Consider the following 16,293-nt stretch of genomic DNA (forward strand, 5'->3'; position numbering starts at 1 on the left):
GCTACCAGTGTAGGTAGCTCCAATCGCTTGCAGCAATCGTTTATCAATCTCTTTTACCCCGGCTGGTCGTTCGTACTAGCCGGGGTTATTTTTGTCAGATAGCTCAACTCCGTTTACTGCAACAAGCGCCTATTAATCAGATTTATACATTTTTTGGAGTACTGAGTGTCAGGTATCCTAAAAGACGCCTAGCTTTATCGACTTATGTCGCTAGTAATCAGTTGGGCTCTGATGACTGAGGCTTAATCAATTCCTGATGCTATACTGCTACGCTATGAATCTGAAAGCTCTTTTTCCCTTCCTGCTTTCTTTATTACTGTTAACAACCGTCATCCTGATCGACCGTAACAGCTTTTCTCGGATGAGAGCGTACACGACTCAGGTTGACCAGTCCCGTGAAGTAATTACCCGACTCGAACGCTTATCCAACTGGTTAAAGAGTGCCCAGGTCTATAGCCCTTCATTCGCCCAGGAACACGTCGGCTCGTATTATCAACTTTTTAAAGAAGAGGCTGATCAGGTACCAAATCAACTCCACGAACTTACGGCATTAGTGGCGGAAGATCGTGTTCAGCACCAACGTATTGACTCTCTGTCACGATTGGTCCGGCGGCACTGGTCTACAATCATGCAGAATAATATTACCGAAATTGTAAACGCCGGACAAGCCTGGCGACTCAACGATCTTTTTATTATACATAAGCTTATCAACCAGGCAATTGCCTACGAAAACAACCGGTTGGAAACCCAAAAACAAGAGTTGGTCCGATCAACAGATCTGACGAGTAATGCATCAACTATTTTCTCGGTACTCGCCATAGGTATTCTACTGGCGGCATTTGCCTCAAACCTGGCAATGAGCTACCGCCGGAAGCGGCTGGAAGGTTTTTTGGAGTCGATTCTTAACACAACCCACAACACCATCATCAACCTTCAGGTGATTCGCAACAAAAATCGGATTGTTGATTTCCGGGTCACCTTCGCTAATGCGGCCGTTGAAGACCTGTTAGCCGTTAAACGCACCGACATTGTTGGCAAACGACTTTCGCAAGTATCGGGCTTTTTGGGAAGTCCTGAATTAATCAACCGCTTTACCGACGTTCTTGAAACCGGTCAGCCGGGTCAGTTTGAGATTCCCTATCAGAAAGGCAACAGCGTTGTGTGGCTGGATGCTGTGCTGGCTGGGCTCGACGATAATCTGGCAGTCACTTTCCACGACATCACTCCCATTAAGCAATACCAGCACGAGCTCCAACTCAACATCAAGCAACTGCACCGTAGCAACGACAACCTTCAGGAGTTTGCCTACGTGGCCTCGCATGACCTACAGGAGCCTTTGCGCAAGATTCAGGCCTTTGGCGATGTTTTGCAACAACAGTTTGTCCGCGATTTACCCTCTCCTGCGGTCGACATGATTCAGCGGATGCAGGCAGCGTCCCGGCGCATGTCGACCCTGATTCAGGACCTGCTTACGTACAGCCGCCTGTCAGCGCAACAGGCCTTTCAGCCCGTGTCTTTAGCGCAGCTTGTGAGCGAAGTCATTACTGACCTTGAGTTATTAATTGAGGAAAAGCAGGCGGTCATTCAGCTGGATTCCCTCCCTACCCTATCCGGCGACGCCCTGCAATTGAGGCAGCTTTTCCAGAATCTGTTAGCCAACGCGCTGAAGTTCTCACGTCCGGGCATACCCGCCGAGATTTCGATTACCTGCCAACTCACAAACGCTCCTAATGTATCCGGTACGCCTGCCAATACGCATCAGAGCTTCTACGAATTTATGGTAAAAGACAACGGAATTGGCTTTGATGAACAGTACGGAGATCGAATTTTCCAGGTGTTTCAGCGACTGCACAGCCGAAGCGAATTTTCGGGAACAGGCATTGGGCTAGCCATCTGCAAAAAGGTCGTGGAGAATCACCACGGCTACATAATGGCCCACAGTAAACCTGGTCAGGGTGCTACGTTCGTTGTTTACCTTCCCAATGACACCGCCAATCGTCCGCCTATTCTAAGCCAGATTACAGAATCTGGCAAACAGTTATAGCTCCCACTTCTACAGAAACACGGGCTCTTTACTTAATAAAGTCAACCTTTCCCAACAAGTAGAGTTCTGCTATTGAGTTCTAACAGCCATCTCAAAACATCAGACGTACCATGGAAAGTCAAGACCCGCAGGAAACAACCCTGGATCAAACCGATTATGACTCTAACGAATTCGACGGAGCAACCACCGACGACGAAGTAGCTGCGATGGAGTCGGGCGTTGATCTGGACGCAGATGACGATTTAGATTCTGACGACTAAGCGAATACGTCAATCTTAGTGTAAACAGCCACTAGCCGGGCCGTTGGAGTCCGACTAGGGGCTGTTTATATTTGTTAATCATCAAGCCCCATTACAGCGGCATCGTATTCATCAGTTCGTTCGCCATCGCCCGATAATCCCCCCGCGGCTCCTCCGGCCCCTAAAATGGTAGAGTCACCACCTCGTACGTTGGCCTGATCGCCCCCATCGGCCTTTGCATCGCTTTTGGCATTTGTTAGATAGCCAGCGGTATTTTCTGCGTCGTCGGTTCTCTCATTCCGGTCCTGGCCAATTACGGCATCATCAGCGGCCGTTCCTTCGCCTAAACCAGTAGCTGCCGTTTCGTCGGCCCCGTCGGGGCTGTAAAATTTCATGAACAGGCTCATTGTATCCTTGTTTAAGTTGGTTTGTGATCAAACTCGGGTGCCCTGGTCAGAAGGCCTATTTTTTTCTTTCTCATGAACAGTCTACTGGCCGTTCTGGTCCGCTAACAGGATCGGTTAGTGAGTTAATGGTACCGCTGCCGAGTCTACATAATTCTGCTACAGGCTGGTAGTTAAGTCCACTATGCCCTCTCATCCTGGAGTCGTTCTTGATCGTCCACAGACCTGGCTAAAACCCAAAAATCAGGGGGTAGACCATTCCCTCACAAGTCTACTTAATTAATAGACGGATCATTATAGGCCCGTGTTGAGCAGACCTAACCGATTTCAAGCTGCTGCACATACCCAGCTTCAGCTGAACAACACTTACGATGAGCAACCGACAACGAAAGCGAGCGGAGTTATACACTCCTCAAACAAGCGAGCTGGCCCTCTGGGGAGGGCTTGAATGTACTGTCAACCGGGTGGGTGACACGTACCAGGATCAGGTTTACCGCAGCGGCCACCACGACCGCATAGACGATCTGGATTTAATTGCCGATTTAGGAATAAGCGCATTACGTTATCCGGTGTTGTGGGAACGGGCCGCTCCTGACAACCCGGATGAGCTAAACTGGACCTGGACCGACGAGCGGCTCAATCGGCTGCGTCAGTTAGGTATTCGTCCAATTGCGGGGCTAGTGCACCATGGCTGTGGCCCCCGCTACGCTACCTACGACCAGCCCGCCTTCGAGCACGAGCTGGCCCGCTATGCCCGACGGGTAGCCGAGCGTTATCCCTGGGTGGATGCGTACACGCCCATTAACGAGCCATTGACCACAGCCCGCTTTGGCGGACTCTATGGGCACTGGTACCCGCACGGTAAATCACCCCGCACATTCGTGGATATTCTCTTACGCGAGTGCCGGGCCACCGTTCGGGCCATGGCCGAAATCAGAGCGGTGCGCCCTGATGCTCAACTGATTCAGACGGATGATTTAGGCAAGACCCACAGCACGCCCCTGTTGCAATACCAGGCTGACTTGGAGAATGAGCGCCGGTGGCTAAGCTGGGATTTACTCTGCGGCCGCATAAACCCAGACCATCCCATGTGGGATTATCTACGTCGGTTTGGCGCCAGCGAGCGCGACTTGTGGTTTTTAGTCGAAAATGCTTGTCCCCCTTCTGTTATGGGCATTAACCATTACGTTACCAGTGAGCGCTATCTGGATCATAATGTCCGTAACTATCCGACCCGAATGCGTGGGGGTAACGGCTTTCATCGCTATGCCGATACGGAAATGGTGCGGGCAGTGCCGGAATTACGGACTGGCATCGGTGGCTTATTACAAGAAGCCTGGCTACGTTATGGCCTACCCATAGTGGTAACAGAAGCTCACCTGGGCGATACGGAGGATGAGCAGATGCGGTGGTTAGGTGAGATCTGGCAACAGGCCCACCAGGCTAAGGCAGCCGGTGTAGATATACAAGCCGTAACCGTTTGGGCCTTATTGGGTCTGTATGACTGGCATTGCCTGCTCACGAAGCGGGAGGATAAACACGAGCCGGGAGTATTTAATGTGAGCAGTGGCCACCCTGAGCCAACCGCTCTGGCTCCGATGATTAAGCGCCTGGCGGCTGGTGAACCCGTTGAGTCGTTGATACCACCGGGCTTAGGCTGGTGGCAATCGGCGGAGCAGAAACCTTCTCTGATCACGTCATGGTATCAATAATCATCGTTTACCGCACCGGGTACAGTCTTTATGGACAGAGGCCGTACCTGGACAGCGGTAGATAGTATCCCACCGGCCCGTATGGAAGATAGCAAGCCAATTAGTACCGAAGAATACCACCAGAACATTGGCGCCCTATTGGGAGAACTACATGTATAACCAGGCCCGAACCGCAGCCCGGTCTGGTTGTACGTGAGGGCGACCATGAAGGCTGCTTCTGTTGCGCCGGACCCTGTTTTGCCCTGGAGCACTGGCGGATTGCCTAAGAATATAGGCGTCAGTTTCCAGGAGCATTCATCCTTTCTAACATTGGGCCAGCCACGGAGGTTGGATACGCTCGAGAAGTTACTACGTCAAAGCAACCAAACATCCGGTTGTTACGGCCCTCGTACTGGCGGGTTTGGGTGTAGGCATTGGCGCACTGGCAACCAATTGACGAAACCGATTCTAAACTGACTTTGCCGGGCGTTTCTAGGCAGGGCCAAATCCTAATTTTTGGGCGTTATTAGCTTACTCGGTACAGTCATCATACAGTTATGTACAGTGATAACGAAACTGGTATCCGATCATGAACAGGCAAATCAGCATGCACTTCCCAACAGATGGCCTGGAAACAGATAGTAGTGGAACCGACGGCGGAACGGGGTTAATGGATGGGGGTGATACGGGAGATAATGGCGGGAGTTCGACCGACGGGGGGACAGGTTTGATAGACGGTGGCGACGCAGATATGGATGGGGACAACTTGGGTGATGACAGCGGGTCCGACGATGGCGGAGGGGACATGGATGATGGCTCGGGTACAGGTGGTATGGGTGGGTAGTGAGGTATAGAAGTAAGTTAATATACGACAGTGATGTCGCACCAGGTTTGAAAGAATTAATTTTAGTGGTCAGACACGCAAGGTGAATTGTCAGGAACACAACAGCGGAAGTGCTCTGGAAGAGTGTTTCCGCTGTTGTGTTGAGACGGCTAGCGTATCGAGTCTGAGTTGCAACAGTAAATGAGCACCGGTCAGGGCCGTTTACCCATTTTATACCTCAATTCTTAACCGAAAGTAGTCGAGGGCGGTACGTATGTTGTAATCGCTATCCCAGATCAGCGAGTTATAGGCTAGTTATCTAACAAACGAGCCTGCCCACTTTTACTAACTAAGCTATGTACACAATTGCTATTCACGGAGGGTCGGGCACCATCAACCGATCAGAGATCACGCCACAACAGGAAAAGACGTATCGACAAGGGCTGGAAGACGCTTTAGATGCCGGGTATAACGTATTAGCCAGGGGCGGCTCAGCCTTAGATGCGGTAGAGCAGGCTGTGCGGAGTCTGGAAGAAAATGAACTGTTCAATGCCGGTAAAGGGTCGGTATTTGCGGCCAGTGGCAAGCACGAAATGGACGCTTCCATCATGTGTGGTCAGTCGCTGAAGGCCGGAGCTGTTGCCGGAGTAACCAACATTCGTAACCCGATTTCGCTGGCCCGCGCCGTCATGGAGCAGTCCGAAAACGTTTTTCTGCTGGGCGCTGGTGCCGAAGAGTTTGGCCGTGAGCATAATTTGGCTGTTGAACCGGATGACTACTTTTTTACAGAACATCGCTTTCAGCAACTCAAAGAAGCCCAGGAATCCAACAAAACGCAGCTGGACCATAGCGCCAAAAAGAAAAATACGGGCAAAGGTACGGTTGGAGCCGTAGCCCTCGACAAAGACGGCAACCTGGCTTCAGCTACGTCAACGGGCGGCTTAACCAATAAAAAATACGGGCGTGTGGGCGATACGCCGGTAATCGGAGCCGGCACCTACGCCAACAATGAAACCTGCGCCGTATCGTGCACTGGCTACGGCGAGTTTTTCATTCGGTCGGTGGTGGCTTACGACATTTCGTGCCTGATGGAATACAAAGGGGTATCGTTGAACGAAGCCTGCGACCTTGTTGTGCAGGACAAACTCAAGAACCGGGGTGGCGAAGGTGGGCTCATTGCCGTTGATAAAGAGGGCAACGTTGCCCTGCCGTTCAACTCAGAAGGTATGTACCGGGCCTGGCGTAACGAATCGGGAGAAGGCGAGGTTGCCATCTTCGGGTGATGCCTACGAGAATTTTTTATTCCGTAGCGTAAAATTATTGCCGTGGCTGAGCACATGTACCAGCAGGTTTTCAATAAAAATATCGTGCTGCACGTGGGCCACCGTATGGTTGGATTCTTTCAGGCTACGACCGTCAATAAGCGTAACCAAGCCGGTGCCAATGGCTTCGAGCTTGTTGCCTTTCCGGATGATGATGCCCGTATCTTCTTCCAGGCCAATGCCAATGTGAGTCGGGTGCTGCGCTACGGCAAAGGCTAAGCGCCGAAAGCGCCCCCGCACCAGAAAGTGAGTGTCAATAATGGCTTCGTGAACGAGCGATAGGCCCGGAAATAAGTCGACCTCAGGCTGTAACAAGTTCTCGGGGCTACGCGGATAGATCATCAGGTCGGACATCACCATCGCTCCGGCGCTGGTACCCGCAATAACGAAATGTTCGCGGACGTACCGTTCGTGAAGAATGCGGGCAAAAGCGGTATTGCTGAAAGCAGCCGTCAGATTTAGCTGGTCGCCCCCCGAAAACATAATCCCCCCGCAGTTCTTGATGCGGTCGATAATGGCAGGCTGATCAGCTTCTTCGGGCGAGGTAATGTGCATCTGCCGAATATGGCGGTGGCCGAGTTTTCTGAAGGCACGGGTGTACTGTCTGGCAACGGCATCGGGGATACTGGATGCTGTAGTGACCACTTCCAGGCAAGCGTCAGCATTGTTTATTTCAGCAACGAGTCGGTATAAAATACCCGAGTTAACAAACGTATGAATGGTATCATGAACGTGGAGCGTTTTTTTTCTGGCTCCCTTGTCTTCATTCCCTCCGATGGCAATCAGTGTACCTCGTATAACCATAGCGTGCGCTGAATTTAAACAGTCTAACGAGACGTAGGCTCGTAAAATAACAGCCAACCAACTATCCTACTAACACCAGAGCCATCCATTAGTTCTACAGTTTTATCGGAAACGAACGTAACGTAAACGACATGGCAGCACCAAAAGGAAAGCTCATCCCCATTGGCGGTGGTGAAGCAAAGTATCAGGGTAATAATGAAGCATCCAGCGAAGTGCGGGATTCGCTATTTTTCGACTCGGGCATTCTGACCGAATTCCTGGCTGAAGTAAAAGGGACCGACTCCCGAATTGAAGTGATCCCGGCAGCTTCGGAAATCCCGGAGGAGGTTGGTAAGGATTATCTGGACGCGTTTCATAAGCTGGGTTGTAAACATGTGCACATCATGCAGATCAACAGTGCCGAAGAGGCCGACAAGGGAGATCACCTGCAACGCATTGCCAGGGCAGATGGCGTGTTCTTCTCCGGGGGCGACCAGACTAAATTGATCGATAAGCTACTGGATAGCCAACTGCTCAAAAAAATACACGAACGCTACCAGAATGAAGATTTTGTCATTGCGGGCACGAGTGCCGGGGCGGCTGCTATGCCCCGACTAGCCATTAAAGACGGGAAAAGCGGAGAGTCACTCATTAAAGGTCTGATTGAAACCGAAAAAGGGCTTTCCTTTCTGCCCGAAGCGATCATCGACACCCATTTTATGCAGCGCAGCCGCCTGCCCCGCCTGGTAGAATCCCTATTACGTAACCCTGGCTTGCTCGGCATTGGTCTTTGCGTTGACTCAGGAGTTGTCATCTCCCAGGGCGACGTAATGCGGGCCATCGGATCAGGGGGCGTGTTTATCGTAGTTGCCGACGACGTAAGGGACACAAACTACTACGAGGTGCCAGAGCTTGAGCCTGTCTTCGTAAACAATCTTCGAGTAAACATTCTGGCAAAAGGCGCCGTGTATTACTTGAAAGACCGGATTTTTACGAGAGCAGAAGAGACCGCCTTTTCTTGAAATCCGTTTGAGTCAGCTTTTCTTGTGCGGTTTTGGTTCGGCGTAGTCTGCAGTGGGACGTAGTCTCCAGACTACGTCCCAGCGTTAACCGGTCACAGACCGGTCATAGATAACACCAAAGCGAAGTTTCAAACTTCGCTCAATATCGTTAACTGGGTTGTTTTGCCAAAACGGACCGCCGAGCGGATAATTCGCCGTTTGACAGCCCGGTCCGTTGCGGCAGTCTGGTCACAAATTCAGGCGTATCGCTGAAAATGAACCAGCGCGCTGCCGCTTTGATTTATGATCGTATCGGCGGCCCGGTTGAGATAAAGCGTAGCTAGAAATGACGCAATTAGTTGAAGTTCAGCGACCGTCGCGGAAAAACGGGCGTTTTATGAGCAAGTAGTTAGACCTAAGTTTCGTGCTTTAGATAGCCTATAAGAAAGTATATAACAGAAAAACTTACGCTTCACGTTATTCACTACAGTTAATAGCGCTAAATCTGGATATGAAAAGTAGTTTAACCTTAATATGCTTAATCACCCTGTCGGGCTTATCGGCATTCGGTCAGTCAACGACCTTTAGTAGTATGCTAGATTCGATTCTCCCTCAACAACGCTATCACTTTATGCTGGCTTCGGATAATAGCCCCAAGCAACAGCAGTGGGCGACTGTATTTTTCTCCCCCTCCAAGAGGCCATTCGGTAATGAAATCCGTCTACCCCTCGGGGTTAATCCAACGACCGTTCGACTAAGTTTGGGGGATCGAGTGCTGGCAGTCGATGAGGATTACGTGTTCATCCCCGACGCCAATCGAATACGCGTGTTGGATGAAGAGGCCCTGACAGCACAGCAGCCGATAAGGATCATGTACGAAGGGGTAGCTAAATCAGTATCCAATCGGCTTAATTTAGGATATAAGCACTAGAGCATCACAAAAGGAGTAGCCAATGCAATAGTCGATACGGCTACCATCTGACGAGTAAAACCAGCAATTCTCAGTCGTTAATTGACTGGTAAAGAGCTACTCATTTAAAGCTGTTTGTTGTCCCCTGGACTTTTGCGACCGCGTGGCCGGTCCCGCAACGGTGTTGATACGCGGTTCCCCGCCGGGACATTCCGACCGAGCCGCTACGGGATCGTAGCTACAGCACTTATATAACAGCGGCAGAATTGTTATTAAATGTTAAATAGTACCACTACATGTCTGTTTTCCTTACTTTGCTCGTTCAACCCACAAGACTTATTAGTCAGTTAATAGCGAGTATCAATGAAAAAAATAATACGTGTTAGTTTTCAGGCAAGCGTTCTACTACTGATTAGCCTAAGGCTTCAAGCTCAATCCGAACGACTAGGGTTTGCTCGAATTGATTATATCGTTTCCCAAATGCCCGAGTCGAAGCAGGTTGAGAGTCAGCTGAGTGGTCAACAATCACAAGCTGAAACGGAGCTAAAACGGTTGCAAAAGGAATTGGAGGAGAAGTATGCTAGCTACCAAAAGACCGGTACTCAATTAAGTGAAACCGTTCGAAAAGACCGAGAAACTGAATTACAGAATCTACAGACCCGAATCCAAGAATTTAGTCGGTCGGCTCAAGAATCGTTACAGAAAAAGTACACCCAATTAATGAGTCCGGTGTTGAGCAAAGTTCAACAGGCCATTGACAGCGTAGCGAAACAAAACGGTTATCGTTTTATTCTAAACGCACCTTCTAGCGGTTCTTCTGACGTTCTGTATGCCTCGGAAGAGAACAACATCACTAGTTTGGTGATCAAACGATTAGGAATCACACCAGCCCCATCAGTTCAAGCGCCAGCAGCATCAACTACGAGTCCTTTGCCCCCAAAGAGTACCGTCTCCCCCAAGAAAAAGTAGACGATTAAGTTAGAAATTCTCATTAAATGCTCCCTGACATGAAATAGCCAGCATACGACGAATTATTGCCCACACACTATCTTAAGCTGGATCAATCTTGGTTGATACGAGGGCAATCCTATTGACTGATCCAATCAATGGCCGCTTGTAAGGCCCGATCCGTGCCGCTCAAGTAATCACTAGCACTCGGCGTGGCGTCGATGTCAATGGGGACGCCGGGCCCCAGAATTAACTGCCCCTCCACCGTGTAAACACCCCGTCCACTAAAGCGGGTTTGATACCCACCCGGAAACGTCACATAGCTCACATCGCCGTTGGCACCCGCGGAGGGTGTGCCAATAATCTTGGCCTGGGGAGCCGTGCGCAGGGCCATGCACGTCGATTCCGCTGCGCTTTGGGTACGGCTGTTACAAAGAATGGCGACTTTACCCCGGTAATAATCCGGGTTTTTTCGCCCTACGTACTGCACCTCACCCCAACTAAATAGTCCTGGAGACGATAGATCGGGGTTGGTATAACGCGCAAACCCCTTGGGGGCCGGATTTAAATACTCACAAATGCGCTGAAAGGTCCCTTTGGGGTAAGCCCGCACATCAAAAATAATGCCTTGTCGGTTTCGGTACTGCTCCATGACCTGCTTAACCTGGCCCACAGAGAGCGTACCCAGGTTAACGTAGCCAATGGTTGGGGGCACGGCTTTGGTTTGAACAGGCAAAGGGGGGCGATAGTCTAAACGCTCAAACCGATACCGATGCATCGTTTTGCGAACGCGTTGGCCATCGCGGATCAAATCAATATCGACCACGGGCTGGGAGCCCGTGAGCAGCACCGGCAACATCTGTCGAATCAGCGCTGACCGATTTGAGCCCGAGAAATCTGGCGCTCGCTGGTCAATAAGTTCAGAAACCGAGCGATCACCGATTTGGATCAGGCGATCCCCCCGACGAATATCATCGAGTTGGCTTAGGGAGTCATTGAGGTAGCCCGTCACCAGCAGCGAGTCAGTCAGCAGCCGATAATCAAAGGAAGGAAACAGGAACGGTTTGGTCCAGGGAAGTCGATACGCTGGGGGAATGATCAGCTCGGCATGACCGTCATGGGTCGCGCTAATGAGTTGCTGCAACACGCGTTGATAGCTCAGCGTATCGGTCGCCTGCTGGAAGCGGGGGATAAACTGGGTCAATACTTGATGCCAGGGTTGAGTCATGGCGTATTTGGTGGGATGGAAATACTCAATAATATTCCAGTAGCGAAACAGCCCCAACATCCGGTAGGAGGAGCTAGGTAAGGCCATAGTTAGATATTCTTTTTCGGAAAAGGCTAATCGATTCCGGAAGGGGTCCCAGTGGACATACTGATTGGTCCGCTGGTTTGGATTGGCAGCAATAAAGGTCAGTTGCTGGCGCAGGGCTGGGCTGAACAAGGCCGAATCGGCCAGCCAGCTTAAATCCAAGTTTCGGGTAAAGCGAGCCGAATCAGGCGTTGAACAGGGTGCACAAGGTTCAACCGGGCCTAGCTGGTTAACCCAGATCAAGAGTCGGGCGGACAAGTCAGCTTTGGAGCGGATGGCAGCGGATTCATCAATGAGTTGAACAAGTTGGCCATCCCAATCGAGTTTTCCGGTAGCTACCTGGGGGTGATAGTACTTGAGAAAGCCCCATACTTTCCCGATGGCCACTAAAGTCTGGGGCTGGGTGATGGGTTGAGCAAGTGCCGTTGATGAGAGCATTAGTAATGCGAAAAGATAGCGCATAGGTTGGGGTTAGTCTATAGGCCCAAACTTAGAAATATCGGCTTATTGAGGCTAGGCAAGCCGGGTTAAAGTATGTTAAATGGTGTCTTAGTTGGCTTCATTAAAGTAGCAGTTGCTTGATCGGTGTTCAGCATGGAGATGGACTATCATCTTGAGAGACTTATTCTCACAAATCGCTCCCAAGTTAGACGAAGGAACATACATTTGACTTGCTTCACCAAATGGGTCGTTCTTCAAAAATCTCGCCTGTAATGCTTAACTTAATTGACAGTAATAGGCCAAACGAAAAGTTTGTACAACTCTACAGATTATCCTCTCAGCCCTTGCCGTTTCCAACTTAGTCAAACAAACCGTCAGTAAAAGTGTGAATAGTAACGGGAAAATCATCTGGTTCGCTCAGCACATCCCAGCCTACCACCTCACAAAGACTCTGAACCCAAACAAGGAAACCACAACTAGCCAAATACAAACAACAGAAAGGCTAATCAGGTATGCCAGCCGGTAAGGGGATTCCACTTTTCCAGAAAAACGGCGATGACATGAATTAGAAACGTAGTTGCCACCTACAGCGGCAACCAGTCGCTTCGAGCTAAGTGCAACACTACCAGATCACCAACCAGCCGCATCGGTTATTTACGTTGAACCAGGATCTGCCCAGTTGTATACGAAATCTGGTAGTCTCCTTTCGCGCCGGTGTCGTTTGGTTTCCATTTATGAAGACTAAACACGGACGTTGGCAAGGGGCTGTCGTTGACCATAAACTGTTTTAAGGTTAATGTGCTGATCTGTTCGGCGTATAAACCAACAGAAATGAACTTCGTTCGGGCCGGAACTTTAACCAATTGTTCTGCTGCCGTGCCACTATTGAGCAGCAACAAACAATTAAACAGCTGTTTCTTTCGTCGGTCGTGGCAGTATACACTGAGTCGCACAGAACTCTCGGCATCGGCTATTTCGCTGAAGTCGGCCCGCAGCGAAATGCGAAACTGCCGCGCCTTTTGTAGTTGATGCTTTAGCGAATCCGTCATATTTAAGTAAATGCAGAAAAGAGGAACAACTGGGCCAGCGTAAATTCCACCAACTGATTGCATAGGTGTTGATTTACGGCTATACACTAAAGCGTCAAACGCATCGGGTAAGGTCTTGCAAGGCCATATCATACCGGTTCGTTGGTCTGACGTACCATACGTAAGGTGGTTGTGCACCTGAAAAAACTGCCTTACTTCCGGCGAAGCGTTTAGATTGATGAACCCGTATGGCGTGCTTGTGACGGCTCCGATAAGCGTTCCTACTTTCCGACGACTCTCAGGAACGCGGATTGTAAGGAGTTCTTTTTCGTTCCCGGATGCATACGCTCCCTTACCAACTTCCGTACCGATGGCGAGATACTGCTGGCGGTAGGCGCTATCCAGCCAATAACCAGCCCGGGTTAAGCCCTCCCATTCGTAACAGGGCCGCTTCTCAATGTGTGCGTTATGAATGCGGATAACGGCAACTTTAGTGTTTGACCGTCGTTCCTTGAGCCAACGGATGTTTTCATAGATCGCCCGGTCGCGGTAAGCCTGAGTGGGGCGACTAAACGTTTCAAGAGCCTCGGTAAGTTGCTGAATACACTGGCGCTGCCAGGCTTGCTTCGGCGTCAATGTAGCGGCCGTATCGCTGCGAGCCAACCATACCGCCAACGATTTACCTCGCTTTACCAGCGAGTTGATGTTGGGTTGAGCTTTGTACGTATCGGGTAGCGTCAGTAATTCAGCCAGCAGGTTGTGCACAGAGTCGGGCAATGCAATTCGCCGTGCTTGAACGTATGATAGAGCAATTCGGGCAAGCTGACCCGGTGGGCCCATCTCAGCTCCAAGCAGCCAGACCCGCTGCTCTACGGGACGAGACGCGTTAACCGTTCGTAGCCATTTGGTAAAGTCAAGCATGTCCGTAGTCATACCAACAACGGCCGCCAGGGTTTGTCGGCTACTGTCTTTACCGAACAGCAAGTAGTCGTTCAAGAGCCATGTGCTACTCATATAAATTTCACCAAGTGATACGGCTTTGAAACCGTGTTTCTGCACTAAAGCCTTCGCCACCCTAATCTGAAGCCGCTCAACTTCCTTCGTACCGTGCGTAACCTCTCCAACAGCAATGACCGACCGATTACGGACCAATTCCGTTAACGTCGGTGTCAGTACGGCGCTATCCGGATCATTGAATGGGACAACCGCTTGGCGGAGCAATTCCTGCTCGGCGGACGATAATCGCTGCGCCCAAATCGGCGTAACGTTGAGTAATAACAAGGTGATAAGGGCAAACCGTAGGTGAAGCATCCGACAGAAATGGTTTCGTCGGAAAAGTAACTGCTTAAGACCAGTAAGTTGATAATTGCCGGGTTAAATGATGTTAAAACGCCAGACCCTTAGCCCGCCCCGTTGTGGGCGTGAGTTTTAACCGCTACCCGGCTACTTCAACCATCAACTATCTGAGCTAATAGCATATGCTACGGAACAGCCTTGATGAATATTAGAAAAATCTGCCGCGTCCCGGCTGGTGCGCCGGAACCACCCGGTGGCCTGAAAGTCTAAACGGCACAGTCTCAGTAAAGGCTCTTTTATTGGAAAGGGGGTTGAAGTGGGACAGTTCAATAAAAAATGCACCATTGTTTGACCGGCTGCATAACAAACGTTGCGCGACAGTCCGCTGCTTCGGTACCGGGGAGCCGCAGAGAGGCCATTTCCCCTTTTCAATAAGTCATGCTTATTTATACTTCCATTTCAATAACTCATTTAACCGTACCGCTTGCAGTTTGCTCATCCTTTTTCGAATCAATATTTTATTTTCCATGGCCATTGAGTTACGGCTCTTGTTCAAATGAAACAGGAGCCGTAAGGCTGGCAGTTCAAACCTATGATTATAACTATATCAGCCCAAGAGCACCCTGCACATGCAGGCTAAAGCGGTTGGTACTATCGTTGATCTCTTCCACTACTGGTTGTCCCCCTCCGATGCCAATAGCGGTAAATAGCTTTCGGTGATCTTTCGGCATATCAATGATTTCGGCTATCAAACGAGCTACTTCTGAAGGGTCTGGACTTTGAGGTGTAGGGGCAAAAAAGGAGACTATGCCTTGTTTTACCCTTGCCCCAAACGCACCGTATTTTTCTTCCTCAAAGGCTTTATCCTGGGGTAGCTGTTTGGTGAACAAATCAGTGGTTGGGTATACGCCTGGTTGAATAACAATGGAGTCAATTCCGGTTTTGCTTAGTTCATAATGCAGGGTTTCAGCTAAAACGTCGATGGCGGCCTTTGCTGCACTGTAGGCACCCATGTACGGCAAATGCAGTCTTGATAAACCTGAAGACAAGTGAACCAACAAACCGCTGTTCTCTCGATGCATATAAGGTAAAACAGCTTTATTCATTCGGTCAGCACCCATGACATTCACCTGGAAAATCTGATCGACCTGTTTGGTACTCAATGCTTCAGAAAATTCCCAGATCAGTAAACCAGCATTGTTAATCAATACATCAATTTTTCCTTCAGCATCTGCTGCAATTTGAATGATAGCCTGCGTTACGGAATCACCACTAGTCACATCGAGTTCAACCACACGAACATCGACATGATGCGCCTCCGCCCAGTTTTTAAGGTCTTGCGCAGCTTTTGCATTCTTGGTGGTTACATTACGCATGGTAGCATAAACCCTGTGGCCTTGCTCGGCTAGCATGTGTACGGTTAATAAGCCGAATCCACTAGCACTTCCGGTAACAATAATATTTTTCATAATTAGTAAATTGTCTTTTATTATTTAGTACATAAAAGATGACTGTCTATATGGTAGAGTCACTGCTACGAATGATCATACTAGGGCTGTGCGACGGTTGGCGGATGTTGATACCATCGAGCTGATCTATTTACAGTCAAGTACCTTCGGAGCTGATCATCAAGTAGGCTTTGTGCTTACTACGGCCGGCCATGAGGGTAATTAATGGCCGATGCCAGGATTAACTTCGGCCATAAAGGTCTCAACTACCTGGTATATGCCAGGATCAAATTTCGCCATACTCAGGGCTTGTTCTAGGTAGGGCGATGCGGTAGGATTGGCCCGCATCGCCTTGTATTTATCGATACTTTCCCATTGCGCATACATGGTAACTTTTGTCCCATCGATGCTCCGGTGAAGACTGGCTGATAGAAAGCCATCTATGTTTTGCACGCTGGCTTTAGTCGCCAGGGTCAGCAAGTCGACAAGGGCCTGCTGGTTTGACGGATCAACCGTAAACACGTTTATCAGCGTCAGAAGCTGCTCTTCAGTTGAAATAGTGATCATTGTTCTATAGCTAAGGAAGATTAATTTATCGGTTTG

At 49.8% G+C, this 16,293-nt stretch carries 14 protein-coding genes; 8 read left to right on the forward strand and 6 right to left on the reverse strand.

Going from position 1 to position 16,293, the window contains the following annotated elements; translation table 11 throughout:
- Positions 1–274 precede the first annotated feature (274 nt).
- A complete protein-coding gene (locus ACFSUS_RS14855; protein WP_381523850.1) occupies positions 275–2,044 on the forward strand; it encodes a sensor histidine kinase in 1,770 nt (589 codons plus the stop codon).
- Between the two features lie 110 nt (positions 2,045–2,154).
- Entirely contained in the window at positions 2,155–2,304 is a 150-nt protein-coding gene (locus tag ACFSUS_RS14860) for a hypothetical protein (RefSeq protein WP_381523852.1), read from the forward strand.
- A 74-nt stretch (positions 2,305–2,378) separates the two neighbouring features.
- Here ACFSUS_RS14860 and ACFSUS_RS14865 read toward each other — a convergent pair whose 3' ends face one another.
- Positions 2,379–2,678, reverse strand: a complete 300-nt coding sequence (locus ACFSUS_RS14865) for a hypothetical protein (protein WP_381523854.1) — start codon at positions 2,676–2,678, stop codon at positions 2,379–2,381.
- Positions 2,679–3,058: 380 nt separating this feature from the next.
- Between ACFSUS_RS14865 and ACFSUS_RS14870 the strand changes: the two genes are divergently transcribed.
- The 3 genes from ACFSUS_RS14870 (at position 3,059) to ACFSUS_RS14880 (ending at position 6,484) form a co-directional block, all read left to right on the forward strand.
- Positions 3,059–4,399: a family 1 glycosylhydrolase gene (locus tag ACFSUS_RS14870; protein WP_381523855.1), complete on the forward strand. Its 1,341-nt coding sequence runs from the start codon at positions 3,059–3,061 to the stop codon at positions 4,397–4,399.
- 568 nt (positions 4,400–4,967) lie between these two features.
- Positions 4,968–5,222, forward strand: coding sequence for a hypothetical protein (locus ACFSUS_RS14875; RefSeq protein ID WP_381523857.1), 255 nt, complete (start codon positions 4,968–4,970; stop codon positions 5,220–5,222).
- A 335-nt stretch (positions 5,223–5,557) separates the two neighbouring features.
- Positions 5,558–6,484 carry an isoaspartyl peptidase/L-asparaginase family protein gene (locus ACFSUS_RS14880; RefSeq protein WP_381523859.1) on the forward strand — a complete coding sequence of 309 codons (927 nt, stop codon included), beginning with the start codon at positions 5,558–5,560 and terminating at the stop codon, positions 6,482–6,484.
- A gap of 3 nt (positions 6,485–6,487) precedes the next feature.
- Here ACFSUS_RS14880 and ACFSUS_RS14885 read toward each other — a convergent pair whose 3' ends face one another.
- Positions 6,488–7,327, reverse strand: a complete 840-nt coding sequence (locus tag ACFSUS_RS14885) for a cyanophycinase (protein WP_381523861.1) — start codon at positions 7,325–7,327, stop codon at positions 6,488–6,490.
- A gap of 131 nt (positions 7,328–7,458) precedes the next feature.
- On the opposite strand from ACFSUS_RS14885, the gene ACFSUS_RS14890 reads away from it, so the two are divergent.
- The 3 genes from ACFSUS_RS14890 (at position 7,459) to ACFSUS_RS14900 (ending at position 10,186) form a co-directional block, all read left to right on the forward strand.
- Positions 7,459–8,328 carry a cyanophycinase gene (locus ACFSUS_RS14890; RefSeq protein WP_381523862.1) on the forward strand — a complete coding sequence of 290 codons (870 nt, stop codon included), beginning with the start codon at positions 7,459–7,461 and terminating at the stop codon, positions 8,326–8,328.
- A 490-nt stretch (positions 8,329–8,818) separates the two neighbouring features.
- A complete protein-coding gene (locus tag ACFSUS_RS14895) occupies positions 8,819–9,238 on the forward strand; it encodes a hypothetical protein (RefSeq protein ID WP_381523863.1) in 420 nt (139 codons plus the stop codon).
- 342 nt (positions 9,239–9,580) lie between these two features.
- Positions 9,581–10,186 (forward strand): OmpH family outer membrane protein, encoded by a 606-nt coding sequence (locus ACFSUS_RS14900; protein WP_381523864.1) that lies wholly within the window; start codon positions 9,581–9,583, stop codon positions 10,184–10,186.
- 118 nt (positions 10,187–10,304) lie between these two features.
- On the opposite strand, the gene ACFSUS_RS14905 is transcribed toward ACFSUS_RS14900, so the two are convergent.
- From ACFSUS_RS14905 to ACFSUS_RS14920, 4 genes are all read right to left on the reverse strand, one after another.
- Entirely contained in the window at positions 10,305–11,939 is a 1,635-nt protein-coding gene (locus ACFSUS_RS14905) for a S41 family peptidase (RefSeq protein ID WP_381523865.1), read from the reverse strand.
- A 629-nt stretch (positions 11,940–12,568) separates the two neighbouring features.
- Positions 12,569–14,257, reverse strand: a complete 1,689-nt coding sequence (locus ACFSUS_RS14910) for an erythromycin esterase family protein (RefSeq protein WP_381523866.1) — start codon at positions 14,255–14,257, stop codon at positions 12,569–12,571.
- A 587-nt stretch (positions 14,258–14,844) separates the two neighbouring features.
- Positions 14,845–15,711, reverse strand: a complete 867-nt coding sequence (locus ACFSUS_RS14915) for an SDR family NAD(P)-dependent oxidoreductase (RefSeq protein ID WP_381523868.1) — start codon at positions 15,709–15,711, stop codon at positions 14,845–14,847.
- Positions 15,712–15,912: 201 nt separating this feature from the next.
- Complete coding sequence (locus ACFSUS_RS14920) at positions 15,913–16,257, reverse strand: antibiotic biosynthesis monooxygenase family protein (RefSeq protein ID WP_381523870.1); 345 nt, start codon at positions 16,255–16,257, stop codon at positions 15,913–15,915.
- Between the last annotated feature and the right edge of the window lie 36 nt (positions 16,258–16,293).

The sequence above is a fragment of the Spirosoma soli genome, from assembly GCF_042684525.1.
GTDB lineage: Bacteria > Bacteroidota > Bacteroidia > Cytophagales > Spirosomataceae > Spirosoma > Spirosoma soli.